The following is a 24,769-nucleotide window of genomic DNA, read 5'->3' as shown; positions in this document are numbered from 1 at the left end:
GATTCACTCCTGGTTTTTCTGGAGATCTTGTTCCTGCTGGTACTCCGCCAGCAGCCGAGATTCCTGTTTTGTCAAAATACGGCCTTGCAGCAAATCCGGGCGACGTTGCATCGTCCTGCCCAGCGCCTGTTTCAGCCGCCATTTAGCGATCAGCGCATGATTACCGGACAACAACACATCCGGCACCCGCATGCCCTGATAGTCTTCGGGTCGGGTATAGTGCGGACAATCAAGAAGCCCGTCCACAAATGAATCTTCGTAAGCCGACTGCGCGTCGTTCAGGACGCCTGGGAGCAAACGCACCACCGCATCCATCAACACCATGGCCGGCAGCTCGCCGCCGGACAAAACGTAGTCGCCGATGGAAATCTCCTCGTCGACTTCGCGCTGGATCAACCTTTCATCCACGCCCTCGTAGCGGCCGCACAGCAGGATCAAGCCCGCTCGCTGCGACAGCTCCGCCGCCTTCTCATGCGTAAGCGGACGGCCTTGGGGTGAAAGATAAATCACATGGCTGCGCTCGGCTCCGGCTTGCGCCTGCCTCGCCCTGGCCGCAGCGATCGACTGCGCCAATGGCTCAATCTGCATCACCATGCCGGGGCCGCCGCCATAAGGCCGGTCGTCAACCCGGCGGTAGTTGTCGTGCGTGAAATCGCGAGGATTCCAAGCCTGAAAACCCCAAATGCCCAAATCAAGCGCCCGCTGGCTAACGCCAAAGCGGGCGATGGAATCGAACATCTCCGGAAACAGCGTTACCGCGTCGATTTGCATCAGTAGTCCAGACCCCAGTCCACCTGGATCTTGCCTTCGGCAAGCTGGACTTCCAGCACATACTGATCCACAAAGGGAATCATGCGCTGAGCGTCCGCGCCCTGCACTACCAACAGATCATGAGCGCCGGTTTCCATCAATTCACTGACTTTGCCCAGCACTTCGCCTTGCTGATTGACGACTTCCAGGCCGATCAGATCAGCCCAGTAGTATTCGCCTTCTTCAGCGGCCGGCAACTCTGCGCGCGGCACAGCGATCTGCATGCCGCGCAAGGCTTCGGCCGCATCGCGGTCTTCCACGCCTTCCAGCTTGGCGGCAAGCGCCTTGGGCTGGAGAGCGCCATTTTCAAATGTGTACGGCTTCCAGTCGTTCTCCTTGCCCAGCCACCAGACCGGGTAGTCGAACAGACCGTCAGCGTATTCGGTGTCGGCCTGGACTTTTACCCAGCCCTTGACACCAAAGGCGCCACGCACAAACCCCATCACTACGAGATCTTCGCTGCGCATGCGCCTAGTCCGTCAGTTGATGTATCAACGAACGCTTAGGCAGCGGCCTTCTGCTCTTTCAGCAGCTTGGCAACGGCGTCGGAAACTTGAGCGCCAACGCCTACCCAGTGGTTCAGGCGGTCCATGGTGAAACGGACGCGCTCTTGCTTCTCGTTGGCAACCGGGTTGTAGAAGCCAACGCGCTCGATGAAGCGACCGTCACGACGGTTACGGGAATCGGTCACCACGATGTTGTAGAACGGACGGTTCTTGGCGCCGCCACGTGCCAGACGAATCACTACCATTGTCGATTGTCCTTGAATAAAAACGGTATGTAGAAAAGCCCACGATTTTAGGTCAGTTTTCCCTTATCTTGCAAGCGCTTAATGCAAGACGGCTGTCAAGCCCGCCGTTACAAGCTCTTGGACACCATGGTCAGGGCCCGGTCTTCCGGGTGAGGCTCAACGGAAAACCCCAGCTTGTGCATCAGTTTCAGCATACCCTTGTTGCCGGCCAACACCTCGCCGCGCATCACTTTCAGGCCCTGCTCGCGCGCCGCGTCGAACAAGGCGCTCATCAATAAATAACCTATGCCCTTGCCCTGCCAACGGTCGGCCACTTCCAGCGCGAACTCGCAGCCTTCGTTGTCCGGATCGGTGATGAAGCGGGCCACCGCCAGCATTTCCTCGCCGTCCTTGTGTTCCCGCGTCATCGCCAACGCCATTTCGCGGTCGTAATCCAGCTGGGTGAAACGCACCAACATGCTTTGCGACAATTGCTTGATGCTGGACAGGTAGCGGTTGTAGCGGCTTTCCTCGGACAGATTGCGCACAAACTCCTGTTGCATATCCGCATCTTCCGGCCGCACCGGCCGCACCATTACATTGGTGCCGTCGTTCAGTTTGGCGCACACCACCATGTGGCTGGGATAAGGCATGATCGCCATATGACCGTAGCGCTTCAAATCCGGCCGCCGCGGCCGCACGATGATGCGGGCGTCGAGCGCGATCACCCCCTGCTCGTCGGCCACCAACGGATTAATGTCCATTTCGCGCAGTTCCGGCAGTTCGCACACCATTTCCGACACATGCAGCAGCACATCCTCTAATTCGTCCTGATCCACCGCCGGCAGGTTCTTGAACGCCCCCAGCAACTGGCCGATGCGGGTATGGCGGATCATGCTGGCCACTAGATAACCGTTGAGCGGCGGCAGCGACAGCGCGCGGTCGTGCATCACCTCCACCGCGATGCCCCCGGCGCCGAAAGTGATCACTGGACCGAAGGCCTCGTCGTGGGTAACGCCCACCATCACTTCGCGGGCGAAGCGGCGCTTGCGCATCGGCTGCACCGAGACCCCGTCAATGCGCGCCTCCGATCTTGCCTGCCGCGTACGGCTGATGATGGCGTCGAATGCCTCGCGCAGCGTCGCCTCGTTGCTGATGTTCAGTTCCACTCCGCCAACGTCGGACTTATAAATAATGTCCGGCGAATCGATCTTCAGCACCACAGGGTAACCAATCTTGTCGGCCTGCTTGACCGCCTCGTTGGCGGTACGCGCCAGCCGGGTGGGATTGACCGGGATCTGAAAAGCGGCCAGCACTTCCTTTGACTCCCGCTCGGACAAGATATCCCGCCCATCCTTCAGCGCGGCAGCGATGACCTTGCGCGCCTTGGCCACATCCGGATCCGCGCGCTTGCCTTCCAGCGGCCCCGGGGTCTGCAACAGCAACTGCTGGTTGCGCTGGTAGGCCGCCAGATTGCGGAATACCTCAATGCCGTACTCCGGCGCGCGGAAGTGCGCGCATTTGGCCTTGGAAAACAGTTCGCGGCTTTCCGACACCTTGGCGTCGCCCAGCCAGGACAAAAACAGCGGCTTGCTGGATTCGCGTTGCAAGCCAATCATCAACTGCGCGGTTGTCAGGTGATCCGTGCCGGCCTGCGGAGTAAACACCACCATCACGCCGTCCACATTGGGATCGTCCAAACAGGCCTTCACCGCGGTGCGAAAACGCGAGGGACTGGCGTCGCCGATGATGTCCAGCGGATTGCCTCGCGACCAATTGCGCGGCAAGACGCCGTTGAGCAGTTCCATGGTGGCGTCGGATAGCTTGGCCAGCTCCACCCGGTTGGAATAGGCGCTGTCCGCGGCCAGCACGCCGGGGCCGATGCCGTTGGTGACGATGGCCAACCGCTTGCCGCCCACCCGGTAGTTGGCGGCAAGCACTTTGGCGGCGGTGAACAACTGGGCAATGGTGTCCACGCGCAGCACGCCTGCACGCGCCAGCGCGGCGTCGAACACATCGCCGCTTTCCACCAGATTGCTTGAGTGCGTGACCCCGGTCACCGCGTCTTCGTAACGCCCGGACTTGATCACCACCACCGGCTTGGTCCGCGCCGCGGCGCGCAAGGCAGACATGAAACGGCGCGCGTCGTGAATGTGGTGGACATGCAACAGAATGCCCTGGGTGAAGTTGTCCGCCACCAGGTAATCCAGAATTTCGCCAAAGCCGACGTCCAAGGCGTTGCCCACCGAAATCACGCTGGAAAAACCGATGCCCTTGCTGTCCGCCCAGTCCAGCATCGCCGTGCACAACGCCGACGACTGCGACACCAGCGCCAGATTGCCCGGCCTCACCTTGCTGGTGTAATTGCTGGCATTGAAGCCCGCCACCGGCCGCATCAGGCCCAGCACGTTGGGCCCCAGGATGCGGATGCCGAAATGACGGCTGATCGACAGCGTCTCGTTGATGATCTCCCGCTCCAGCTGCTCGCTGTCCGCGAACTCCTTGGCCAGCAGCACCGCCTTGATGCCCTTCTTGCCGCAATCCTTCATGATCGCCGGCAAAGTCCGCGTGGCGGTCACCACCACCGCCAGGTCCACGGGTTCGCTGATCTGCCGCACCGAAGCCACCGCGGGCACCCCGGCCACCACCTTGTGGTTGAGATTGACCGGAAACAGCTTGCCCTGGAAGTTGCCCGCCAGCAGATTGGCGAACACCGCCTGCCCGATCGAGCCCGGCGTGTCGCTGGCGCCGATCACGGCGACGCTGCGAGGCGAAAACAACGGTGTCAGGTAATGCGGCCTCATTGATGCTTATCCTCGGAAATAATGGTAACCGGCACGGTTTTCCCCGCCGGCGGCGGCAGGGGCCACTCCGGCTGCAAAGTCACATGATCGATGCCGAACTCGCGCGACAGCATGCGCTGACAGGCGGCCAGGATGCGCGGCCAATCCTGCGGCGCGCTCACCTGCAAATGCGCAGACAAGGCCACGCGGTCGGCAGCCATGGTCCAGATGTGCAGATCATGCACCGACCTCACCCCGGCGATGCCGCCCAAGGCGCGACCGATGCGGTTGAAATCCAGCTCCGCCGGCACCTCTTCCATCAACACCGCCAACGACTTGCGCAACAACCTCCAAGTCGACGACAGGATCAGGCAGGCCACCAGCATGGACAAGATCGGGTCCGCCGGCGTCCAGCCGGTCCAAAACACAATGGCCCCGGACGCGATCGCCGCCAGCGAGCCCAACAAATCTCCCATGACGTGCAGCAGCGCCGCCTTGCTGTTCAGACTGTGCGCGCCGCGGCTCAGAATCCACGCGGCCAGCACATTCACCATCAAGCCCACCACCGCGATGCCCATCACGCCCAGGCCGTTGACCGGATGCGGCTCCAGCAAACGCCGCACCGCCTCCACCGAAATGAAGACGATGACGCCGAACATGAACAAGCTGTTCAGAAACGCGCCGATCACCTCCGCGCGGCCATGGCCGAAGGAATGCGACTCGTCCGCCGGACGGCGGCCTATATGCGCAACCCACAAGGCCAGCAGCAGCGATATGGAGTCTGTCAGCATATGGCCGGCGTCGGACAGCAGGGCCAGGGACCCCGTCATCCAGCCGCCCACCGCCTCCACGCAGGCAAAACCTACCGTCAGCAGCGCCACCCAGCGCAAAGCGCGCATGCTGGCGGCGCGCGCCGCGGCCCCCGTCACCCCGCCATGGGGATGACGATGCGGGTGATTGTAATCGTGCTCGTCGTCGTGCTCGCCGCCCGCCGAGCCATCATCATGCAGACTGAACCTTGACGTCATATTGACCTCCGGCAAGCCGAATCCATCTGGCTCCGCTCCGCCGCGAGCGGCCTAACAAGAATGGACTGGCGCGGACACTACAATATTGTTAATCTTTACTGTTTAGCAATAGCTCTTTACTGCACCGCACAAAGTCGCCCACGCTCTGGTTACATCAGAGGCCGAATGGCGGCGGGAGTCGATCCATCATGACGAAACGCGTCGTCACGCTTGCTCATTACTATACCCAGCCTGAAATCCAGCAAATGGCCGACAAGGTTGGCGACAGCCTGGAGCTTTCTTTGTACGCCAAGGAAGCCAATGCCGACATCATCGTTTTTGCCGGCGTGCGCTTCATGGCGGAAACCGCGAAAATTCTCAATCCCCAGGCGGAAGTGATTCTGCCCGACGCGGGCTCCACCTGCTCGTTGGTGACCCAGACCGACGTGGCCGCCTTGGCCAAATGGCGCAAGCAGCACCCGGATCACGTGCACGTGTCCTACATCAACTCCAGCGCCGAGCATAAAGCGCTGTCCGACTGGATCGTCACCAGCCGCAATGTCGACGACATCATTGCCCACCTGTACGCCGAAGGCAAAAAAGTCATCTTCTCGCCGGACCGCAATATGGGCGGCTACCTCAACTACCAGTACGGCTACAACATGCCGCTGTGGTCGGCAGTGTGCGAAGTGCACGACAAATTCAACGAAGCGGCGCTGGACGAGGCCTTCGCGGTTGCCGGCTCGGAAAAATATCTGATCGCCCACCCGGAAAGCCCGCTGCCGGTGCTGAAGAAGGCCGACTACGTAGGCTCCACCTCCGGCATGCTCAACTGGGTCAAGCAATTCTCCGGCAGCTCCGACGCGGTGATCTTTGTCGCTACCGAAGACGGCATCCTCTACAACATGGGCCTGGCCCGCCCAGATCTGGACCTGCGCCAGGCGCCGATCTACGCCGGCTGCCAATGCAACTCCTGTCCGTACATGAAGATGAACACCATAGAAGCGGTGAAGCGCGCGCAACAGGGCGTGGGCTTGCGCATCGACTACCTCAGCCGGGAGCAAATGGACGCGGCGCGGCTGCCGATCGAGCGCATGTTGGAATTCAGCCAGCGTTATTACGCCTGAGCCGCCTTCCCCAACCCGCCCACCGGCGGGTTTTGTTTATCGGTCTTCCACGCCGGACTTTTCCGCGTCATCGTTGGAGCGATACAATCAGCCGGGCCACCTTTGCCGGCCAAAACAATAGAAAGACAGCATGAAGTTTCTCATCAGCAACGACGACGGATATTTCGCTCCGGGACTGGCCATGCTGGCGCAAACCCTGTCCCGCCATGGCGAAGTCGTCATTGTCGCGCCGGAGCGGGACCGCAGCGGCGCCAGCAACTCCCTGACCCTGGATCGCCCCTTGACCGTGCGCAAGGCCGCCAACGGCTTTCACTACGTCAACGGCACTCCCACCGACTGCGTGCACCTCGCCGTGACCGGCATGCTGGACTTCAAACCGGACATGGTGTTCAGCGGCATCAACCACGGCCCCAATATGGGCGACGATACCTTGTACTCCGGCACCGTGGCCGCCGCCACCGAGGGCTTCATGCTGGGTATCCCCTCCATCGCGGTGTCGCTGGCGGGCTATAGCGGCCAGCACTTCGCCAGCGCCGGGCTGGTCGTCGATCAACTGGTGGAACGCTGCAAACGGACCCCGTTCCGCGAGCCGGTGCTGCTCAACGTCAATGTGCCCGACATCGCCCCGGAAGCGCTGGGCCAATTGACCGTCACCCGCCTGGGCCGCCGCCACTGCGCGCAGCCGGTGATCAAGTCTCAGAATCCGCGCGGCGAGACGATATACTGGGTAGGACCGGTCGGCAACGTGCAGGACGCCGGCGCGGGCACGGATTTCGGCGCGCTGGCCAACAACGATATTTCAGTGACGCCGCTGATGCTGGATTTAACCGCCTATGGCCAACTAGACGGAATCAAAACATGGCTACACCACAGCTGACGCCGGGCCAGCCGGCCTACGGCATGCTTTCCGACCGCACCCGACGCCGCATGGTCGAGCGATTGCGCCAAAACGGCGTGGCCGACGAACGCGTGCTGACCGCGATGTCGGACGTGCCGCGTCACCTGTTTGTAGACCAGGCGCTGGCCACCCGCGCCTATGACGACGTGTCGCTGCCCATAGGCCACGGCCAGACCATATCCCAGCCCTTCACCGTGGCGCGGATGACGGAAATCCTGTTGAATGGCAAGAAGCCGGGCAAGGTTCTGGAAATCGGCACCGGCTGCGGCTACCAGACCGCGGTGCTGCTGAAGACCGGCGCCGAGGTCTACTCCATTGAACGCTTGGGCGTCATTCTTGACAAAGCCAGACGCAATTTGCGCGCCGCCAAGCTGGTACACGCCCGCCTGGTTCACGGCGACGGGCACTTCGGCCTGGCCGAGGCCGCGCCTTTCGACGGCATCATCATGACCGCCGCCGCGCGCAACATTCCCCAGGCCTTGGTCGAACAACTCAACGACGGCGGCCGCATGATCATGCCGATAGGCGAAGAGGAACAGTACTTGTGGCTGATAGAGAAAACCGCGCAAGGCCTGCAGAAAAGCCGGCTGGACCCGGTGAAATTCGTACCCTTGCTTGCCGGACGCAGTTAAAACTGCAAAAACACAACAGTTTCTTTGTCCGACAATTTATCAAATCACTTAAACAGACTATAAAAAACAAAAGTATGCTAAAAATGCATTGCAGCTATGCATATATATTCACGGCCTCGATCGGCATCGCTCTGAGCGGATGCAGCAGCATCGTCCAGCAGCCGGCCCCCGTGGAAAGCGCAACACCTGCCGCCACTCGCAACGCGCCGCCTTCGGCGCCCGTCGCTACAACCGGCAGCGGTGCGGCGGTGGCAACGCCGTACCAAGATAACGGAGGAGTGTCCGCCGCGCCGATAGGTTCCGCCTCGGCAGCGGGCGCGACAACAAGAGAAAAGACCCATGTGGTTCAGCCGGGGGAGAATCTGTTCCGCATCTCCCTGAACAACGGCCTGAAATACAAGGATGTCGCGGCCTGGAACAACCTGCCGGACAACAATATCAAAGTAGGACAAGTGCTGCGCTTGACCCCGCCCGGCGGAGACGCCTCCCCGGCGGCCAGCGCCGGCCAGCCGACGGCGGCCGCCGCGCCGGCCCAGTCAAGCGCTCCGGTGGAAAGCGCAACTGTCCAAGCTGGCGGTGTCAAGGCCTACCCCAAAGCCCTGAAACTGCCTTATAGCGCAGAAGCAGCAAAATCCTTGTCCGCCCAGAGCGAGGGTGGACCGGGCAACAACAAGAACGCTCAAGCCCCGATCAGCTCCGCCGGCTCGCCGGCGGCGGCAAGCGCTCCGGCCAAGGCCGAAGCCCCGGCGGCGACGCCGTCCGGCAAGCCAGAGGCCAGCAAGCCCGCGGCGAAAGCGGACGAAGACGCGGTGCCGTGGCTATGGCCTACCGAAGGCAAGATGATCCGGGGGTATTCCGATAGCAGCAAGGGCATAGACATCAGCGGCCGCAGCGGCCAGCCGGTGTTGGCGGCGGGAGACGGCAAAGTGGTGTACAGCGGCACCGGCCTGCGCGGCTACGGCAAGCTGATCATCATCAAGCACAATAAATCCTTCCTGTCGGCCTACGCCCACAATAGCCAGTTGCTCGTAAAGGAGGGCCAGTCTGTCAAGCGAGGGCAGAAGATTGCCGAAATGGGCAATTCCGACGCCGACCAAGTGAAACTGCACTTTGAAATCCGCCGCCTCGGTAAACCGGTGGATCCGATGCAGTACCTTGACCATAAGTCCTGACGGGCGGCCGGGGCCCCCGTCCAGGATCAGAAAGAGACGGGGGTAGAACATGAGTAGCGAACTCGACATTCTCGAAGAGCAAGAAATTCTCGACGAGGAAAGCAATGAGGAAGCTGTTGCTGAAGTGGAGGCAGAGGAAGTCGGCGAAGCGCAGCCGGTATACGAAGAAGTTGCCGACGTCACCCAAATCTACCTCAACGATATCGGCAACAACGCTCTGTTGACGCCGCAGGAAGAACTGGCTCTGGCCCGCCGCGTGGTGGCCGGCGAGTTCGAAGCGCGGCAAAAGATGATCGAACACAATCTGCGGCTGGTGGTGAACATCGCCAAGCATTACATCAACCGCGGCCTGGCGCTGCTGGATCTGATCGAGGAAGGCAATATCGGTCTGATGCACGCGCTGGAGAAGTTCGATCCGGAGCGCGGCTTCCGCTTCTCCACCTATGCCACCTGGTGGATTCGCCAGAGCATAGAACGCGCCATCATGAATCAATCTCGCACCATCCGCCTGCCGGTGCATGTGATCAAGGAGCTCAACGTTTATCTACGCGCCTCGCGCCATCTGGAAAGCCAGATCGGCCGCGAGCCGACGCTGGATGAAATCGCCCATCTGGTGGGCAAGCCGGTGGACGATGTGCGCAAGGTGATGAACCTCAACGAGCGCATGGCCTCGCTGGACGCGCCGCTGGATATCGACCCGATGCTGTCTATCGGCGAGTCCATTCCGGACGAGCAGCATGACGAGCCGGAAATCCAGTTGCACAACAGCCAGTTGGAACACTTCGTCCATGAATGGCTGGGCCAACTGAACGAGAAGCAAAAACTGGTGATCGAGCGCCGCTACGGCCTCAACGGCTACGAGATCTGCACGCTGGAAGAGTTGGCCGCCGCACTGAGCCTGACCCGCGAACGCGTGCGCCAGATCCAGATTGAAGGCCTGGAACAACTACGCCGCATCCTGCGCCGCAAGGGCATCTCCAAGGACTTTCTGTTGTAGCTCGCGACAGCGTCATTCGCCGCCAGCAGCCCCCGGTTTCCCGGGGGCTTCGTTATTTGCGCGCCAGACGAAAACGGCGGCAGCGGCGCAGCCAGTCCATATGCCGAGCGGCGTCTACGGCGCGCGAACGATAGCGCAAGGCCACGTAATCATTCACCAGCGCCTTCAGCTGTCGGTATTCCGCATCCGCCAAACCGGGTTTGGCGCGGCGCAGCAACTCCAAAGGACCATCGCAAGAGCTGGCCTCAATCCGGCGCCGGCGCAGTTGCTCCAACAGCAGCCTCCATCCCCGCGCCATCGGCGCCTCTCGCCCGCGGCCCCGCCGCCACCACCAAGCCAAGGGCAGCCCCGCCAGCAAGACGCCGACAAACAAAGCCTGCAATACGCTGGTCGCGCTTACGCCTTCCCCCAGCCCCAAGCGTTGAAACACGTTACGCTGCCGAGCGGCGTCGTAGCCCACCACCCATTGCTGCCAGGCAAAGCCCGCCGCTTGCCAGTTTTGACGTAAATTACGCAACCAGGCCGGCGGCAGGCCCGTCACCCCGCCTTCCTTCAACGCCGGCACAGCTTGTTCCGCGCCGTCCGCTAGACGCAGCGGCGCCACCGCGCCGGTGGGATCGACGCGCAACCATTGTCGGCTCCCCGCCAGCCAAATCTCCACCCAAGCGTGAGCGTCGGACGACTTCACTTGCCAGAAACGCCCCACCGGGTTGTATTCGCCGCCCTGATAACCGACGACAATCCGCGCCGGCATACCGGCGGCGCGCGCCAGAAATGCCAATGCCGACGCGTAATGCTCGCAAAAACCTTGCCGGCTGGAAAACAGGAATTGATCGATCTCGTCTTGCTGGTCCAACAACGGCGGATTCAACGTGTAGCGAAAGCCCTGACTTCGAAACGCCTGCAAGGCGGCCTGCACGAAAGCGCCCTCCCCGCTCGCCGCCAACTCTCTCGCCCAAGCGCGCGCTCGGGAATTGCCGGGCGGCAAGCGCAGGTAAAGCGCTCGCTCGGCGTCGGACAAAACCGCCTGGTAGCGCGCGCCTAAGCGGCTGACGGCGTAAAAGCGCTGCGTCCTTCTGTCCTTGCCGTCTCCGCGCAACACCATGCCGTATCGCAAACTTGACGCGCCCTCGCCCGGCTGCGGCACATCCAGCGCCGGCACGCGCCCCTTGTCCGGCTCCAGCGTGATCGCGTACTCCACCGCCTCGCCGCCGCTGATGCTCTCCTCCGCCTCGCCGCGCGCCTCGCCGCCGCTCCAGCGGCTGCCGTCGAAACGGTCCAGCAACAAGACCCGCCAGTACATCTGCGCCCGCTGCGGCGGCCGCTGCGGGAACACAACGGAAAACGCCGGCTCCCGGCTCAGAATCAGCTGACTGACGCTGCCCGGCGCCAAACTGTCACCCAGACCGCTGACCGCCTGCCTGCCCGGTTCGCTGGGCATGCTCCACAGCGGGCCGGATAGCCGCGGCATGACTACGAACAAGACCAGCATCAAGGGCAGCGCCAGGCCTAAGGCCGACGCGGCCGAACGCAGGCTGCCTCGCCACGGCGCGCCCTCCAGCGCCGCCATCGCGCCGGTCAGCGCCAACAGGCTCAGAGCGAGCCAGACCGCAGCCACCGGCGACTGATCAAACAGCAAGGGCATGGCGGCCAGAAACACCCCCAGGGCGATCAACACCCGCCAATCCCGCAGTTGAGCGCACTCCTGCGCCTTGAAGCCCAGCAGCAGCAGCAAAATACCAACGCCGCCCTCCCGCCCCACCAGGGTGCCGAGCGTGCGCCAGGACAGCCAGGCGGCCAAAAGCAGCGGCGGCAACAGCCACCAAAACGCAGGAGGCGCTCTGCGCCGCCAGACCAAGACCGCCTTGCCCAGCAATAAGGCAAAGGCCAAGGCGACCAGCCACAACGGCAGGTGCAACCATAGCGGCGCGGCGCTCAGGGCCACCGCCGCCAGCGTCGGCCACACCCTGCCGCGATCAGGGACGCTCATCGCCGCGCTCCAGATACAAAGCCAGGGCCGTCAGCGCCAATAAACGCTGTTGCGGTTGCGGGCCCACGCTGCGTGTCGGCAGCTTCAGCACATAAGGTTGGCGCAGGCGCTCGCATTGCTCGACGCGCCAAGCCAAGCGCGACAGCTTGAGCTCCACGTCGCCGCCACGGCCGTAATCCTGCCAATCCAAAGCCAGCAAGCCGGCGCGCCCTTCCCCGGCAAATTGCTTGCTGACCAACGCGCCTCTGCGCGCCAGCACTTTCCAGGCAATGCGGCGCGGCGAATCCCCGACTCGATACGCGTCCAGATGAGAGAAGTCCTCTTCCTCGCCCGGCTGATCGCTGGGCTGATCGCCGCCGCCCAGGCTGCGGCCGCGCTGGCCGTCCTGCAGAGGGGCGGGAAACAACAGCGCCTGAGCCCTCAGCCTGACCCAAGCGCTGGCGCGCACCAGACCAAACGGCGCCTCGCTCCAGATCTGACAGGCCGGCAAAGCCATATAACCGCGCCGGCTGCCGCAGACGCTCAGTTCCACCTCGAACTCCGCGCCGCCGGGCAGCCGTTCAATCCGGGTCTCCACGCCATCCTCAAGCGCCAAGCTCAGTTGACGCTCGCCGTCGTCCTCATGCCGCAGCAACACGCGAAAACGCGCGGCATCGCCAGCGAAGATGGGCTCCGCGTCCAGCGCGCGCAGCTGCAGACCGGCCAATTGCCGGTAAGCCAGCAGCACCGCCACCAGCAGCAAGCCGGCCACCCAGAACGATAAGGCGTAGGCCAGACTGACGTCGTAGTTCAATGCGCCTATCCACACCGCCAGCGCCACCAGGCCAAGCGTCAGGCCAAAACGGGTGGGCAACAGATAGATCCGGTTTTGTTCCAGCCGGCACTGCGGCTGCGGCTGCGCGCGGCGCAGCATCCATTGCCGCAGACGGCGGCGCGGATCAAGGGATGGGAACATGGGCGAGCAGGCCGCTGGCGGCGTCGCCGCCATTGCCGCCTAACAGGCGATGGCCGGCTACGCTGGGAAAAACCGCTTTCACGTCCTCCGGCAACACGTGATCGCGCCCTTCCAGCAAAGCCCAGGCGCGCGCCGCGGCCGCCAGCGCCAAACCCGCGCGCGGGCTCAGCCCCGAGGCGAAGCGGCTGTCCCGGCGCGTGGCCTCCACCAAAGCCAGCACATAGCCGGCCAAGGCCGGGCTCACGGTCAACTGCGCGGCCTGACGCTGCAGCGCGACCAAGTCGCCGGGACGCAAGGCCGGCACCAGTTGAGCCAGCAGTTGACGGCGGTCTTCGCCTTGCAGCAAGGCCAGTTCGGCCTCGCGCGGCGGATAGCCCAGCGAAATGCGCATCAGGAAGCGGTCCTGCTGCGACTCCGGCAAGGGGAAGGTGCCGGCCTGTTCCGCCGGGTTCTGGGTGGCGATGACGAAGAAGGGCTCGGGCAAGGGATAGGTCGCGCCGTCGACCGAAACCTGGCGCTCTTCCATCGCCTCCAGCAAGGCGGATTGCACCTTGGGCGACGCGCGATTGATCTCGTCGGCCAGCAGCACCTGGGAAAACACCGGCCCCTGATGGAAGTGGAAGGAGGCGGAATCTCGCTGGTAGATATTGACGCCCAGAATGTCCGAAGGCAGCAGATCGCTGGTGAACTGTACCCGACGGTACTCCAGGCCCAGCACCCCGGCCAGGCCGTGCGCCAGCGTGGTCTTGCCCACGCCGGGAACGTCCTCGATCAGCAAATGGCCGCGAGCGATCAAGCAGGTCAAGGCCAGGCGAATCGCCTGCGGCTTGCCCAGGATCAGCTGATTCAGTTGACGATACGCAATGGAGAGAGATTGCATTTGCACCCGCTTACGCGCACTATTTATCGATATCACATATCCCGCGCCCATTGTACGCAACAAGGAATCGCACGTGTTGACCTGGCTGAAAAATCGCTTGCAACGCTCTGGGCTCACCGCCTACATCACCCACCCGGACTGTCTGCAGCACAATATGGGCGTGGGCCACCCGGAATGCCCGGAGCGCCTGATCGCCATCCGCGACCAGCTCATGGCCTCGCAGATACTGGACGGGCTGCAGGAAATCGAAGCGCCGGAGGTCACCGAACAACAACTGGCGCGCGTGCATCCTCCGCACTATCTCGAATATCTGGAGTCCTGCTCTCCCAGCATAGGCACTTTTCGCGTGGATCCGGACACCGCGATGTCCGCCGGCACGCTGCAAGCCGCCCGGCGCGCCGCCGGCGCCGTGGTCAAAGCGGTGGAGCTGGTGGCCGAGGACAAGGCGCCCAACGCCTTCTGCGCGGTGCGCCCGCCTGGCCACCACGCCGAAAGCGGCAAGGCGATGGGCTTCTGTTTCTTCAACAATCTGGCCATCGGCGTCACCCACGCGCTGTCCCACTATCAGTTCGAACGGGTGGCGGTGATCGACTTCGACGTCCATCACGGCAACGGCACCGAGGAAATCCTGCGCGACGATCCCAGGGTGCTGATGGTGTCCGTCTTCCAGCATCCGTTCTACCCCTATTGCGGCGACGCGCCGCTGGGCCCCAACATGCACAATGTGCCGCTGAAGGCAGGCAGCGGCGGCCGCGAGTTCCGCGAAGCGGTGGAGACGGTCTGGCTGCCACTATTGCACGACTTCCAGCCGCAGATCCTGTTCATCTCCGCCGGCTTCGACGCCCACCGCGAAGATGATATGGGCTCTCTGGGGCTAGTGGAGGCCGATTACGAGTGGGTGACCCGCCACCTGATGCAGATTGCCGATCTCTACGCCGACGGCCGCGTGGTGTCGGTGCTGGAAGGCGGCTACGACCTGTCGGCGCTGGGCCGCAGCGTGGCCGCCCACCTGCGGGTGCTGTCCGACGGCTGATCCTGGCTGCTCAAAAACAAAAGGCCGTCGCAATTGACGGCCTCTATGTTTGGCGGAACACCGTTCAGGAGGAGCTCTTGTCGGTGCCCTTGCCGCCTATCTTGTCCTCTTGTCCCGTCAGGAGCTTGATCAGATTGGACTTATGGCGATGCACCACCAGAATGGCGATGATAATGCAGCTGCCGAAATAAACGCTTTGCGGCCCGACAATGAAGTAAGCGTATACCGGTGTAAGCACACAGGCGACGATGGCGGACAGCGAGGAGATTTTCAGCACGAAAGCGACAAACAACCAGGTGGCCAATGCCGCCAGCGCCAGCCACGGGCTAAAGCCCAGCAATACCCCCACCGCGGTGGCCACGCCCTTGCCCCCCTTGAAACCGAAGAACACCGGCCACATGTGGCCGATCAGCACCGCCAGCGCCGACATCGCGATAGCCTGCTCCCCCAGGCCGTATTGCGGGCCGAACCAGGCGGTCAACGCTACCGCCACCCAGCCCTTGACCCCGTCGCCGAGCAAGGTCAGCACCGCCGCCAGCTTTTTACCGCTGCGCAACACATTGGTGGCGCCCGGGTTGCCGGAGCCGTAACTGCGCGGGTCGGCCATGCCCATGGCCTTGCTGACAATCACCGCGAACGAGAGCGAGCCAATTAGATAAGCCGCAACAACAAAGGCAAAAGCTGTCGTGGTCATGGTGTATCCATTAGAATAGAAGGCTTCGGATTTTACGGTATCGGGCGGCAAACCCCAACTCCCAGACAAACTGATGGACATCATATTCCTGCGCGAAGTGCGCGCCGACACCATTATCGGTGTCTACGAATGGGAGCGGAAAGCCCCGCAAACCATTGAAATCGACCTGGAAATCGGCATTCCCAGCGAAGCGCCCTGTCACAGCGACAATATCGGCGACACCATACATTACGGTGTCGTGGTGGAGCGCTTGCGCAAGGCGCTGGCGGAGCAGCATTTCCTGCTGCTGGAAGCGCTGGCGGAGTACATCGCCAAGGTGATCCGCGAGGACTTCGGCGCGCCTTGGGCCAGGGTATCGGTTACCAAGCTGGGCATTCTGCCCGGCGTCAAACGCGTCGGCGTCCTGATCGAACGCGGCCACCGCCCGCGCTGAGTCCAAGCTCCGGGCATTGACGTCCGGGCCCCGGCGCTTGATGATGTGTAGGTCATAGCGCTGGAGCGCCCCATGCCTCGTCTATCCGTCCCGGAATTCCAAAGCCTGATCGATCAGGAACTGCCCTTGGTCCGCCTGTTCGGCATCCGGACCGAGTCCATTGCCGACGGCGGCGCGGTATTGCGCATGCACTTCAACCCGGACCTGATCCGGCCGGGCGGGACCATCGCCGGCCCCGCCCTGATGGCGCTGGCCGACGCCACGCTGTACGCCGTGGTGCTGGGGATGATAGGCAGGGTGGAGCTGGCCGTCACCACCAGCCTCAACATCAACTTCCTGCGTAAGCCGCCGCCGGCGGACGTGATTGCGGAAGGCCGCATCCTGAAGCTGGGCAAACGGTTGGCGGTGGGAGAGGTCTTGCTGTTGTCGGCCGAGCAGGAAGAACCGGTGGCCCATGTCACCGGCACCTACTCGATTCCACCGCTGTCAGGAAGCTGAGGCGGCTGCGGGCCTCAGTCGGTGTTCACTTTCAAACGCAGGCCAAACTGCTTGGGCGTCAAACGCAAGGACAGCTGAGCTTGCTTGTTCAAGTCCAGCACCGGGGACAACGACAGACGATTGCTGACCGCTTCGCGCTCAAAGCGCAGGCCGCCAATGGTGATGTCCTTGCCAGCGCTCCGGGGCGCGGATTTGCCTCCCTCGTCGGACGGCGAGGCGCAAGCCCAGGCTTGCGGCAGACACGCCTCAGCAACGCCCGCGCATCCCCACAAGCCCAGCCACAATATCAACAACTTGCACGCCATGCGCTCCATCTCCGCCAGATGAAATGCGAGAACCTCCTCTCATCATGGACACTGGCGCGCCGGCTGCAAGTTTTTTATTGATTGCGCATGAAATCGGCGGTGTTATGGAAAGCCTCGATCAGCTTTTGTTTCAGCCAATCCTCGGCCACCAGTTCGTCCACCGCGCGGCTCATGCAGGACATCCACTGATCCCGCGCCGCCTCGTCCACCGCAAAAGGCATATGGCGCATGCGCAGCCGCGGATGACCAAAGGCTTCCATGTACAAGGAAGGGCCTCCCAGCCAGCCGGACAGGAACATGAACAGCTTCTGGCGCGAACCGCTCAGGTCCTGCGGGTGCATATCGCGCAGCGGCTTGACCGCCGGATCGCTATCCATGATGTCGTAAAAACGGTCAGTCAACCAACGCACCACGCCTTCGCCGCCCAATAATTGATAGGGCGTCATTTCCCGCACTTCATCGCTCACGCTTTATTCCCCGTCGTCGGCCGCACCAGCGCGGCCGCCGTTCTGGCCCGTTCGCGGGCCTGTTCCACCGTGTCCGCCGTAGCCAGAGCCACGCCCATGCGGCGCTTCAAATAACTTTCCGGCTTGCCGAATAAACGCAAGTCCGCCCCCGGCACTCGCAAGGCGGCATCCACGCCGTCAAAGGCGATGCCCGCCTCGTCCAGGCCGCCGTATATCACCGCCGAGGCACCGGCGCTAAACAACGCGGCGTCCACCGGCAGCCCCAGAATGGCCCGCGCGTGCAGTTCGAATTCGCACCAGCGCTGAGTCGCCAGCGTCACCAAACCGGTGTCGTGCGGCCGCGGGCTCACTTCGGAGAACCATACCTGATCGCCCTTGATGAATAGCTCCACGCCAAACAAGCCTCGGCCGCCCAGCGCATCGGTTACCGCCTTGGCCACCTCGCGCGCGCGCAATAAGGCCAACTCGCTCATAGGCTGAGGCTGCCAGCTTTCCACGTAATCGCCGCTGCGCTGCAAATGACCGACCGGCGCGCAGAAATGCGTGGCGATACCGCCTGCCTCGTCCGTCGCGCGCACGGTCAACTGAGTGATTTCATAATCGAAATCGATGAAGCCCTCGACAATCACTCTGCCCTTGTCCACTCGGCCGCTGCTGGCGGCGTACTGCCAGGCCTTGGCCACGTCCTCCGGCCCGCGCAACAGGGATTGCCCCTTGCCGCTGGACGACATCACCGGCTTCACCAGGGAGGGGTAGCCGATGCCGTCGTCTATCGCGGCTTGCAACTCTTCCAAACTGGACGCGAACGCGTACGGCGAGGTGGGCAGCCCCAGCTCCTCCGCCGCCAGTCTGCGTATTCCTTCGCGGTTCATCGTCAAGTGGGCGGCGCGCGCGGTGGGAATCACCTCGGCCAGGCCATCCGCCTCAATACGCAGCAGCTCGTCGGTGGCGATGGCCTCGATCTCCGGCACGATCAGATGCGGGCGCACTTGCTCCACCAGCCGGCGCAAGGCCGCGGCGTCCGACATGTCGATCACATGGCTGGCGTGGGCCACCTGCATCGCCGGCGCGCCGGCGTAACGATCCACGGCGACGGTTTCCACTCCCAGCCGCTGCAAGGCGATCACCACCTCCTTGCCCAGCTCCCCGCTGCCCAACAACATCACCCTGACGGCACTGCGACTTTGCGGCGTTCCGATACGCATGACGATCTTTCCTGGATATGAATGGCTTAGCCCGCCGGAGGCGGACGATGGGAATCCGAATCGGCGCGATTTTACCATGCGTCGGGCATCGACTCGCTTCAGTTGAGCCTATCGCTCAAGCACGGCAAAACTCAAAATCCAACGCTGGCGTTTCGCCGCTGATGATCTCGGCCAGCGCGCGCCCGGAGCCTGCGCCTTCGGTCCAACCCAAGGTGCCGTGGCCGGTATTCAGATACAAACGCCTCAAGCGGCTGGGGCCGATCAGCGGCACATTGCCCGGCGTGGCCGGCCGCAGGCCGCTCCAGAAACGGGCGCGCTCCCAATCACAAGCGTCGCCGAACAAGGCGCGGCCGCGCTGCAGCAACAAATCGCAACGCCTCGGCTCAAGGTGGGTGGAATAGCCGGATAGCTCAGCAGTGCCGGCGATGCGCAATTCGTTGCCCAGCCGCGACACCACCACCTTGTGGGCCTCGTCTGTAATGCTGGTCAACGGCGCGGCGGCCGCATCCAGAATCGGCAGAGTAGCGGAATAGCCCTTGGCCGGGTACACCGGCAGGCGCAAACCGGCCTGCGCCGCCAGCAATGGCGAATAAGAGCCCAGCGCCAAAACATAGGCGTCTGCCTCAATCCGCCCGTAAGCGCCGTCAGCGGCGGTAACGGACACTCCGCTCACCGCGCCGTCGGCGCACTCCAGCGCATTGATCCGCGTCTGAAAGCGGAACTCCACGCCACGCAGCGCACAGGCCTGGGCCAGAGCGACGGTGAAGAGATGCACGTTGCCGGACTCGTCGTCCGGGCTCCAGCACGCGCCGCTCAGCTTGGGCTGAATGCGCGCCAAGGCCGGCTCCCTCTCCAACGCCTGCAGCGGCGTCAGCAGGCTTTTTTCCACACCCAGCGCGCGCATCCGTTCGCAGACGTTCCGGGCCTGCGCCAGTTCCGCCGGCGAAAACAGCAAAGTCAGGATGCCCCGCTGCAACTGCTGGTAATCGATGCCCAATTCCCGGCGCAAGCCGCGCAGCGTATCGCGGCTGTACAGGCCAAGCGCCACCATCTGGCGCATATTGCGCTCGCTGCGCCCCGGCATGCATTCTCGCAGGAAATCCAAACCCCAGCGCCATTGCCTCGCATCCAGCCGCGGCCGGAACAACAGCGGCGCGTCATCGCGCAACAGCCAACTCAATACCCTCCACGGCGCGCGCGGATTGGCCCAAGGCTCGGACTGACTGACCGAAATCTGGCCGCCATTGGCGAAACTGGTTTCTCTCGCCGCGCCGCTGGCACGGTCCACCACCACCACTTGGTGGCCCCTCTCCGCCAAGAACCAGGCGGTGGATACGCCGATGACGCCGGCGCCCAGGACAACTACTCTCATCGACTCTCCACAAAAGCCAATGGGCAAGACCCGCTTGCCCATTAGCCTTGCCAGCCGCGATCTGCCGTTACGGCTTCTTCGCGTGCTCGTAAACCGTCTTGCCGCGCAGATGGAAATAGTCCGACGCGAAATAGAAATTCTCGGAATGACCGACGAACAGCAGGCCGTCCGGCTTCAAAAGCGGCGCAAAGCGCTTTAGCACGCCAAACTGGGTGTCGCGATCGAAGTAAATCATGACGTTGCGGCAGAAAATGGCATCGAACTGACGTTTAACCGACCAGTTGCTCTCCACCAGGTTCAAACGCTGAAAGGTGATCATATTGCGCAGCTGGGCCTTGGCCTGGAAGCTGCCGTCCGGCTGCTTGTCGAAGTACTTCGCGGCGTAACCGGGCGGCAGGCGCGCCACTTTGTCGGCGGCGTAAATGCCCTTGCGCCCGGTTTCCAGCACGCTGGTGTCCAAGTCGGTGGCCAGCACGCTGATGCGCGCGCCCGGCACCGCCTCCAAGGCGGTGATCGCCAGCGAGTATGGCTCTTCCCCGGTGGACGACGCCGCGCACCAGATCGCCAGTTCTCCGCCTGCCGTCGCTTTCTTCTTCAGATGCTCGGCCAGCAGCGGGAAATGATGTTCTTCGCGGAAGAAGAAAGTCAGATTGGTGGTCAGCGCGTTGACGAACTGTTCAAACTCGCGCTTGCCGCTGATCGACTCCAGAAAATCGACGTAGGCGGCGAAACCGGGAAGCTTCAGCTCGCGAATGCGACGCACCAGGCGGCCGTAAACCATGTCTTTCTTCGACGGGTTCAACGAAATGCCCGCTTCCTTGTAGATCAGTTTGCGAATGCGCTCGAAGTCGGCATCGCTAAACGCGAATTCACGCGTGAATTCGATCTTCGGCAAGACGACGGGTGGCAGCTTATTCATTTTGTTGTCCCCATAAAAAAGGCCCGGGCAATAGCCCGAGCCTGTATTCTACCGCGTCCGGATCACACCGAGAACGACGAACCACAACCGCAGGTGGTGGTGGCGTTCGGATTGCGGATCACGAACTGGGAGCCCTCCAGGCTTTCCTGGTAATCGATCTCGGCGCCGACCAGATACTGGTAGCTCATCGGATCCACCAGGAAGGTCACGCCTTGTCTCTCTATAGCGGTATCGTCTTCATTTGCGATTTCGTCAAATGTGAAACCGTACTGGAAGCCGGAGCAGCCGCCGCCGGTCACGAAGACACGCAGTTTCAGATCGGGATTGCCTTCCTCGGCGATCAGCTCCTGCACCTTGGAACAAGCGCTTTGGCTGAAGTTGATCGGGGACGGCATTTCAGTTGCAGCATTAGTCATGTCAAACCTCGCAATTCAGTTCCGGGGCCTCGAGAAACCCGCCAACAGTCCACAGCGGCCTGGCTGCGCGCGCTGCGGTTTCTCAAACTCCTTCTCAAGCCGGCAGAGCGGCATTCACCCACTATTTTAGTCGGATATTGGGGCCGATGGCGAGTCTTCAAGCGAACTAGTTCTTTCCGCGCATGCGCGGGTGTCTCATGGCAGCAAGGGAACGATGCCCAACCCCGCCTGTTCCGGCAGCCCAAACATCAAGTTCATGTTCTGTACCGCCTGACCCGCCGCGCCCTTGACCAGATTGTCTATCACCGACAACACCACCACGGTGTCGCCGCCCTGCGGCCTGTGCGCGGCGATGCGGCACACATTGGCGCCTCGCACCGAGCGCGTCTCCGGATGGCTGCCGGCCGGCAGCACGTCGACGAAGGCTTCGCCCTCGTAGCGGCGCTCGAAGAGCGCCTGCACATCAACGTCGGCCGTCAACCGCGCGTACAGCGTGGCGTGGATGCCGCGTATCATCGGCGTCAGGTGCGGCACAAAAGTTAGCCCCACAGGCTGAGCAGCCGCACGGCCCAGGCCCTGACGGATTTCAGGCAGATGGCGGTGGCCTGCCACGCCGTAAGCCTTGAAAGAGTCTCCGGCCTCGGCCAGCAAGGCGCCCACTTCCGCCTTGCGCCCGGCGCCGGACACGCCGGACTTGCAGTCGGCGATCAGGCTGGACAGCTCCACCGCGCCGGCTTCGATCAAGGGCAGGAAGCCCAGCTGTACCGCGGTCGGATAGCAGCCCGGATTCGCCACCAGTCGCGCGCCGCGTATGGCCTCGCGGTTGATTTCCGGCAGCCCGTACACCGCTTCGGCCACCAGATCCGGCGAGCCGTGGCTCATGCCGTACCATTTTTCCCACTCGGCGACATCCTGGATCCGATAATCGGCGGCCAGGTCCACCACCCGCACGCCGGCGGCCAGCAGTTCGCGCGCCTCGTTCATCGCAATACCGTTGGGTGTAGCGAAAAACACCACATCGCAGTCCTGCAGCCGGGCTTCGTCGGGAGTGGAAAACGCCAGATCGATGCGACCTCGCAAGCTGGGAAACAAGTCGGCCACCTTCATGCCGGCCTCCTTGCGCGAGGTGACCGCAGTCACGCGCGCCGACGGATGGCCTGCCAGCAAGCGCAGCAATTCGACACCCGTGTAACCGGTGCCCCCGACGATTCCCACCTTGATCATGCCCATTCCTTTATATAAAACAGCGTCGCAAAAACGACAGTGTAGGCACTGCGATGCTGCCTTGCAATATGAAAGGGGAGAAGCGGGAAAACGACAGGCAAAGAAAAAACCGCCTGGCAAACGCAGGCGGTTTTCTTGAAAACAGAATTCGGCGAATTAACGCTTGGAGAACTGCTTGGCGCGGCGAGCTTTGCGCAGGCCGACTTTTTTACGCTCAACTTCACGAGCGTCGCGGGTCACGTAACCAGCAGCGGACAGAGCCGGCTTCAACGCGGTGTCGAAGTCGATCAGCGCACGGGTGATGCCGTGACGGATCGCGCCGGCTTGGCCGGTTTCGCCGCCGCCGACAACATTCACCTTGATGTCGAAGGATTCGAGGTTTTCGGTCAGCGCCAGCGGCTGGCGGATTACCATGCGACCGGTTTCACGGGCGAAATATTCATCAACCGGCTTGCCGTTGACGATGATCTGGCCCGAGCCCTTTTGCATGAACACGCGAGCTACGGAGCTCTTGCGACGGCCGGTGCCGTAGTAGTATTTACCGTTCATTTCTACGCCTTAAAATCAGATTTCCAGCACTTTCGGCTGTTGAGCAGTGTGCGGATGCTCGGAACCGGAGTACACCTTGAGTTTCTTGATCATGGCGTAGCCCAGCGGACCCTTCGGCAGCATGCCTTTTACGGCTTTTTCCAGAACGCGCTCCGGGAACTTGTCTTGCAGTTCGGTGAAGCTGCGCTCGTAGATACCACCCGGGTAGCCGGAGTGACGGTAGTACTTCTTGTCTTGTGCCTTGGCACCGGTAACGCGCAGCTTCTCGACGTTGACCACGACGATGAAATCGCCGGTATCTACGTGCGGGGTGTATTCCGGCTTGTGTTTGCCACGCAGGCGACGGGCGATCTCAGCAGCGAGGCGGCCCAAAACCTTGTCGTTGGCATCGACCACAAACCAGTCGCGTTTAACCTCATGCGGCTTGGCAGAAAAGGTCTTCATGGAACTCTTCCATCGTAATTCTTGAAAGTTACGGATTCTATTACAGCCCCGATCCAGCTGTCAAACCCTTGTGAGACAACAGAAATCCGGCTACCGGGCGGCGACGCTCCCGCAGAGGGGAAAATGCGGTTGGAATGAAGGGTTTGGCGGAGGCGGGGCAAAAAAAAGCGCAACATCTAGCTTTGTTGCGCCAAGTTCCACCTAAAGAAGGAGGATGGAGGAGACAACACCAAAACGCACACTTTGCATGCCACGTCCTGATGCAGGTTTCATTATCTGCAGAGACTTGCTTCATTGCAAGGCTTTTTGTGCATCGCACTATAAATCGTGGCTTTTTACGTCACAAATACAAAAACTACTATTAAATCAATGGCAAAATCACCACCGCACTGCAAGGCAAACTGGGAGCGGACTTGTCTTTTATCTCAATTCCTGCGCCTCCAGGCGCCAAAACGGGGCCTAAAGGCCCCGTTGCGCTGTCAGACAATCGGCAACGCTTACAGCTTGATCGCCGCGGCCAGAGCCACTTCCATCATGTCGCGGAAGGTGGTTTGACGCTCTTCGGCGCTGGTGGCCTCGCCAGTGGGGATGATGTCGGACACCGTCAGAATGCCCACCGCGCGCGCGCCGTATTGCGCGGCCACGCTGTAGATGCCGGCAAGCTCCATTTCGATGACCTTGACCTGCATTTTGTCCAGCACTTCCAGCATAATGGGCTGCACGCCGTAGAACAGATCGGCGGAGAACACATTACCCACCGTCACCGGCTTACCCTGCTCCGCCGCGGTGTCCACCACGGCGCGCAGCAGGCCGTAATCGGCGATGGCGGCGTAGTCGTGGTCGTTAAAGCGCATGCGGTTGACCTTGCTGTCGGTAGACGCGCCCATGGCGACGAAGAGCTCGCGCAATTTGATGTCAGGCGTCACCGCGCCGCAAGAGCCGATGCGGATGATGTTCTTGACGCCGTAGTCCTTGATCAGCTCGGTGGTGTATATGCTGGCGGACGGAATACCCATGCCGTGAGCCATCACCGACAGGCGTTTGCCCTGGTAGGTGCCGGTGTAGCCGAACACATTGCGCACCGTGGTCACCAGCTTGGCGTCTTCCAGAAAGGTTTCCGCGATCATCTTCGCGCGCAGCGGGTCGCCCGGCATCAGCACGGTTTCGGCAAAATCGCCCGGTTGGGCGTTGATATGTGGGGTCGCCATCGTCTTTAGTCTCCAAATTCA

The 24,769-nt window shown here is 62.2% G+C and carries 27 protein-coding genes; 8 read left to right on the top strand and 19 right to left on the bottom strand.

Features of this window, described 5'->3' with window-relative positions:
- Positions 1–3: 3 nt before the first annotated feature.
- The 5 genes from trmD to GYH29_RS03645 form a co-directional block, all read right to left on the bottom strand.
- Positions 4–771 carry a tRNA (guanosine(37)-N1)-methyltransferase TrmD gene (gene trmD / locus GYH29_RS03665; RefSeq protein ID WP_019102876.1) on the bottom strand — a complete coding sequence of 256 codons (768 nt, stop codon included), beginning with the start codon at positions 769–771 and terminating at the stop codon, positions 4–6.
- A complete protein-coding gene (rimM, locus tag GYH29_RS03660; protein WP_114151988.1) occupies positions 771–1,277 on the bottom strand; it encodes a ribosome maturation factor RimM in 507 nt (168 codons plus the stop codon). Before rimM ends, trmD begins: the two co-directional genes overlap by 1 nt.
- 35 nt (positions 1,278–1,312) lie before the next feature.
- Positions 1,313–1,561: a 30S ribosomal protein S16 gene (rpsP, locus tag GYH29_RS03655; protein ID WP_019102878.1), complete on the bottom strand. Its 249-nt coding sequence runs from the start codon at positions 1,559–1,561 to the stop codon at positions 1,313–1,315.
- 107 nt (positions 1,562–1,668) lie between these two features.
- The gene (locus GYH29_RS03650) at positions 1,669–4,344 is read right to left on the bottom strand and encodes a bifunctional acetate--CoA ligase family protein/GNAT family N-acetyltransferase (protein ID WP_161523189.1); all 2,676 of its coding nucleotides are present in this window, start codon (positions 4,342–4,344) and stop codon (positions 1,669–1,671) included.
- A complete protein-coding gene (locus GYH29_RS03645; protein ID WP_043632778.1) occupies positions 4,341–5,351 on the bottom strand; it encodes a cation diffusion facilitator family transporter in 1,011 nt (336 codons plus the stop codon). Before GYH29_RS03645 ends, GYH29_RS03650 begins: the two co-directional genes overlap by 4 nt.
- Positions 5,352–5,539: 188 nt before the next feature.
- Between GYH29_RS03645 and nadA the strand changes: the two genes are divergently transcribed.
- The 5 genes from nadA (at position 5,540) to rpoS (ending at position 10,156) form a co-directional block, all read left to right on the top strand.
- Positions 5,540–6,457, top strand: a complete 918-nt coding sequence (nadA, locus tag GYH29_RS03640; protein ID WP_039755732.1) for a quinolinate synthase NadA — start codon at positions 5,540–5,542, stop codon at positions 6,455–6,457.
- Between the two features lie 130 nt (positions 6,458–6,587).
- A complete protein-coding gene (surE, locus tag GYH29_RS03635) occupies positions 6,588–7,334 on the top strand; it encodes a 5'/3'-nucleotidase SurE (RefSeq protein WP_019102882.1) in 747 nt (248 codons plus the stop codon).
- Entirely contained in the window at positions 7,316–7,987 is a 672-nt protein-coding gene (locus GYH29_RS03630; protein WP_019102883.1) for a protein-L-isoaspartate(D-aspartate) O-methyltransferase, read from the top strand. The genes surE and GYH29_RS03630 overlap by 19 nt, the downstream gene beginning before the upstream one ends.
- Positions 7,900–9,159 (top strand): peptidoglycan DD-metalloendopeptidase family protein, encoded by a 1,260-nt coding sequence (locus GYH29_RS03625; RefSeq protein ID WP_232060505.1) that lies wholly within the window; start codon positions 7,900–7,902, stop codon positions 9,157–9,159. The genes GYH29_RS03630 and GYH29_RS03625 overlap by 88 nt, the downstream gene beginning before the upstream one ends.
- A 49-nt stretch (positions 9,160–9,208) precedes the next feature.
- A complete protein-coding gene (rpoS, locus tag GYH29_RS03620; RefSeq protein WP_019102885.1) occupies positions 9,209–10,156 on the top strand; it encodes an RNA polymerase sigma factor RpoS in 948 nt (315 codons plus the stop codon).
- A 52-nt stretch (positions 10,157–10,208) separates the two neighbouring features.
- Here the strand turns inward: rpoS and GYH29_RS03615 are convergent, their stop codons facing one another.
- From GYH29_RS03615 to GYH29_RS03605, 3 genes are read right to left on the bottom strand one after another with little or no spacing between them, the layout of a single operon-like run.
- Positions 10,209–12,146, bottom strand: a complete 1,938-nt coding sequence (locus GYH29_RS03615; protein ID WP_161523188.1) for a transglutaminase family protein — start codon at positions 12,144–12,146, stop codon at positions 10,209–10,211.
- Complete coding sequence (locus tag GYH29_RS03610; protein WP_039755735.1) at positions 12,133–13,101, bottom strand: DUF58 domain-containing protein; 969 nt, start codon at positions 13,099–13,101, stop codon at positions 12,133–12,135. Before GYH29_RS03610 ends, GYH29_RS03615 begins: the two co-directional genes overlap by 14 nt.
- Positions 13,085–13,981 (bottom strand): AAA family ATPase, encoded by an 897-nt coding sequence (locus tag GYH29_RS03605; RefSeq protein ID WP_019102888.1) that lies wholly within the window; start codon positions 13,979–13,981, stop codon positions 13,085–13,087. The genes GYH29_RS03610 and GYH29_RS03605 overlap by 17 nt, the downstream gene beginning before the upstream one ends.
- 73 nt (positions 13,982–14,054) lie before the next feature.
- Between GYH29_RS03605 and GYH29_RS03600 the strand changes: the two genes are divergently transcribed.
- Positions 14,055–15,014 carry a histone deacetylase family protein gene (locus GYH29_RS03600; RefSeq protein WP_019102889.1) on the top strand — a complete coding sequence of 320 codons (960 nt, stop codon included), beginning with the start codon at positions 14,055–14,057 and terminating at the stop codon, positions 15,012–15,014.
- Positions 15,015–15,078: 64 nt separating this feature from the next.
- Here GYH29_RS03600 and plsY read toward each other — a convergent pair whose 3' ends face one another.
- Positions 15,079–15,708, bottom strand: a complete 630-nt coding sequence (gene plsY, locus GYH29_RS03595) for a glycerol-3-phosphate 1-O-acyltransferase PlsY (RefSeq protein ID WP_019102890.1) — start codon at positions 15,706–15,708, stop codon at positions 15,079–15,081.
- Between the two features lie 73 nt (positions 15,709–15,781).
- Between plsY and GYH29_RS03590 the strand changes: the two genes are divergently transcribed.
- Together GYH29_RS03590 and GYH29_RS03585 are read left to right on the top strand one after the other, a co-directional pair.
- Positions 15,782–16,141 (top strand): dihydroneopterin aldolase, encoded by a 360-nt coding sequence (locus GYH29_RS03590; protein WP_019102891.1) that lies wholly within the window; start codon positions 15,782–15,784, stop codon positions 16,139–16,141.
- Positions 16,142–16,213: 72 nt separating this feature from the next.
- On the top strand, positions 16,214–16,639 hold the full coding sequence (locus tag GYH29_RS03585) for a PaaI family thioesterase (RefSeq protein WP_019102892.1): 426 nt from the start codon (positions 16,214–16,216) through the stop codon (positions 16,637–16,639).
- A 14-nt stretch (positions 16,640–16,653) separates the two neighbouring features.
- On the opposite strand, the gene GYH29_RS03580 is transcribed toward GYH29_RS03585, so the two are convergent.
- The 10 genes from GYH29_RS03580 to deoD form a co-directional block, all read right to left on the bottom strand.
- Positions 16,654–16,944 (bottom strand): hypothetical protein, encoded by a 291-nt coding sequence (locus GYH29_RS03580; RefSeq protein WP_152596948.1) that lies wholly within the window; start codon positions 16,942–16,944, stop codon positions 16,654–16,656.
- 74 nt (positions 16,945–17,018) lie between these two features.
- Positions 17,019–17,411 (bottom strand): group II truncated hemoglobin, encoded by a 393-nt coding sequence (locus GYH29_RS03575; RefSeq protein ID WP_231138240.1) that lies wholly within the window; start codon positions 17,409–17,411, stop codon positions 17,019–17,021.
- Positions 17,408–18,616, bottom strand: a complete 1,209-nt coding sequence (gene purT, locus GYH29_RS03570; RefSeq protein ID WP_161523187.1) for a formate-dependent phosphoribosylglycinamide formyltransferase — start codon at positions 18,614–18,616, stop codon at positions 17,408–17,410. Before purT ends, GYH29_RS03575 begins: the two co-directional genes overlap by 4 nt.
- Before the next feature lie 115 nt (positions 18,617–18,731).
- Entirely contained in the window at positions 18,732–19,988 is a 1,257-nt protein-coding gene (locus GYH29_RS03565) for a D-amino acid dehydrogenase (protein ID WP_019102896.1), read from the bottom strand.
- 67 nt (positions 19,989–20,055) lie between these two features.
- The gene (locus tag GYH29_RS03560) at positions 20,056–20,907 is read right to left on the bottom strand and encodes a CheR family methyltransferase (RefSeq protein WP_019102897.1); all 852 of its coding nucleotides are present in this window, start codon (positions 20,905–20,907) and stop codon (positions 20,056–20,058) included.
- Positions 20,908–20,969: 62 nt separating this feature from the next.
- On the bottom strand, positions 20,970–21,302 hold the full coding sequence (gene erpA / locus GYH29_RS03555; RefSeq protein ID WP_019102898.1) for an iron-sulfur cluster insertion protein ErpA: 333 nt from the start codon (positions 21,300–21,302) through the stop codon (positions 20,970–20,972).
- Between the two features lie 216 nt (positions 21,303–21,518).
- Entirely contained in the window at positions 21,519–22,547 is a 1,029-nt protein-coding gene (argC, locus tag GYH29_RS03550; protein ID WP_019102899.1) for an N-acetyl-gamma-glutamyl-phosphate reductase, read from the bottom strand.
- Between the two features lie 156 nt (positions 22,548–22,703).
- Positions 22,704–23,096, bottom strand: coding sequence for a 30S ribosomal protein S9 (gene rpsI / locus GYH29_RS03545; RefSeq protein ID WP_019102900.1), 393 nt, complete (start codon positions 23,094–23,096; stop codon positions 22,704–22,706).
- A 15-nt stretch (positions 23,097–23,111) separates the two neighbouring features.
- Positions 23,112–23,540 carry a 50S ribosomal protein L13 gene (rplM, locus tag GYH29_RS03540; RefSeq protein ID WP_019102901.1) on the bottom strand — a complete coding sequence of 143 codons (429 nt, stop codon included), beginning with the start codon at positions 23,538–23,540 and terminating at the stop codon, positions 23,112–23,114.
- Between the two features lie 497 nt (positions 23,541–24,037).
- The gene (gene deoD, locus GYH29_RS03535) at positions 24,038–24,748 is read right to left on the bottom strand and encodes a purine-nucleoside phosphorylase (protein ID WP_043592761.1); all 711 of its coding nucleotides are present in this window, start codon (positions 24,746–24,748) and stop codon (positions 24,038–24,040) included.
- Positions 24,749–24,769 lie beyond the last annotated feature (21 nt).

It is taken from the genome of Chromobacterium haemolyticum (assembly GCF_009936155.1).
GTDB lineage: Bacteria > Pseudomonadota > Gammaproteobacteria > Burkholderiales > Chromobacteriaceae > Chromobacterium > Chromobacterium haemolyticum.
The sequence above is the reverse complement of the archived record's forward strand: the minus strand, read 5'-3'. Positions and strand labels throughout refer to the sequence as shown.